General features: G+C 67.6%; 2 protein-coding genes. One reads left to right on the forward strand and one right to left on the reverse strand.

The features are described 5' to 3' along the window. Positions 1-1233, forward strand: a 1233-nt coding sequence (locus tag DH10_RS35750; RefSeq protein ID WP_192385946.1) for a carboxypeptidase M32, incomplete at its 5' end; no start/stop codon positions are given. A gap of 22 nt (positions 1234-1255) precedes the next feature. Here the strand turns inward: DH10_RS35750 and DH10_RS35755 are convergent. Beyond that, the coding region (locus tag DH10_RS35755; protein WP_192385947.1) for an ATP-binding cassette domain-containing protein at positions 1256-1666 on the reverse strand (411 nt) is incomplete at its 5' end.

Consider the following 1666-nt stretch of genomic DNA (forward strand, 5'->3'; position numbering starts at 1 on the left):
TACACCAACCTCACCTGCCTGCCGGTCGAATTCGTCGAGCGGCAGACGGTCGCGCGCATGCGTTCCGAGCAGCTCTGGCGCGACCTGCGCGCCAAGAACGACTGGGCGGGCTTCCTGCCGGCGCTGGAAGGCGTGGTGGCGCTGGTGCGCGAAGAGGCGGCACTGCGCGCCGACGCGCTCGGCCTTGCCCCCTATGACGCGCTGATGGAGCAGTACGATCCGGGCAATCGCGCCGCCGACATCACGCCGGTGTTTGCCGAGCTGAAGGCCTTCCTCAAGGATTTCCTGCCGCACGCGCTGGCCGTGCAGGATGCGCGGCTGGCCAAACATCCGCTGAAGCCGCTCTCCGGCAGCTACGCCATCGACCGTCAGCGCGAGCTTGGCCTTGCCATGATGACGGCGGTCGGTTTCGACCTCACGCACGGCTCGCTGTCGGTGTCGCACCATCCCTTCTGCGGCGGCGTGCCGACCGATGTGCGCATCACCACCCGCTACAAGACCTCCGATTTCCTGTCGGCGCTAATGGGCGTGCTGCACGAGACCGGCCACGCGCTCTACGAGCAGAACCTGCCGAAAGCCTGGTCGCACTGGCCGCTCGGCAGGGCGCGCGGCATGGCAGTGCATGAGAGCCAGAGCCTGTTCGTCGAGAAGCAGATCGGCCGGAACCCAGCCTTCTGGCGCTGGGCATTGCCGGTGGTCGAGAAGCATCTCGGCGAAGCCTGGTCGCTCGACGACATCCTGCCGCACGTCCACCACGTCGGGCGCGGCCTGATCCGCGTCGACGCCGACGAAGTCACCTATCCGCTACACGTCATCCTGCGCTACGAGCTCGAGCAGGAGCTTGTTTCCGGCCGGCTGGAAGTCGCCGAGCTGCCCGAGGCATGGGACGGCAAGATGCGCGACTATCTCGGCCTGTCGACCATCGACAACCCGGCCGACGGACCGATGCAGGACGTGCATTGGCCGGGCGCCGCCTTCGGCTATTTCCCGTCCTATACGCTGGGCGCGATGATGGCGGCGCAGCAATGGGCCGCCTTGACCAGGGAGCACCCGTCCGCGGACAAGGACCTCGCCAAAGGTGACTTCAGCGCCATTAACGACTGGCGCCGCAAAAGGATCTGGTCGCAGGGCTCGCGCTGGTCGACGCCGGAACTGCTCGAGCGCGCCACCGGCGAGAGGCTCAACGCCGCCTACTTCACCGACCACTTGCGCAGGCGCTACGGCGAAGCATAGCGCTTGCCGGGCGGTTGGAGGTCTACTCCGCCGCGCCCCTGAAGGCGCTGGCCCCGGTCTCGAACTGCAGCTTGGCCAGCCGCGCATAGATGCCGCCCTTGACGACCAGGCTCTGATGGGTGCCTTCCTCGACGATGCGGCCGCCTTCCATGACGAGGATCCGGTCGGCCTTCAGCACCGTCGCCAGCCGGTGGGCGATGACGATAGTGGTGCGGCCCTGCATCAGCCGCTCCAGTGCCGTCTGCACCAAGGTCTCGCTTTCGGCGTCGAGCGCCGAGGTCGCCTCGTCGAGCAAAAGGATCGGCGCGTCCCGAAGGATGGCGCGGGCGATCGCGACGCGCTGGCGCTGGCCGCCGGAGAGCGTCACGCCGCGCTCGCCGACCTGGCTGTCATAGCCCTTTTCGAGCTTGCCGATGAATTCGTCGGCAAGGGC

The sequence above is a fragment of the Mesorhizobium silamurunense genome, from assembly GCF_014843825.1.
GTDB classification, from domain to species: domain Bacteria; phylum Pseudomonadota; class Alphaproteobacteria; order Rhizobiales; family Rhizobiaceae; genus Mesorhizobium; species Mesorhizobium silamurunense.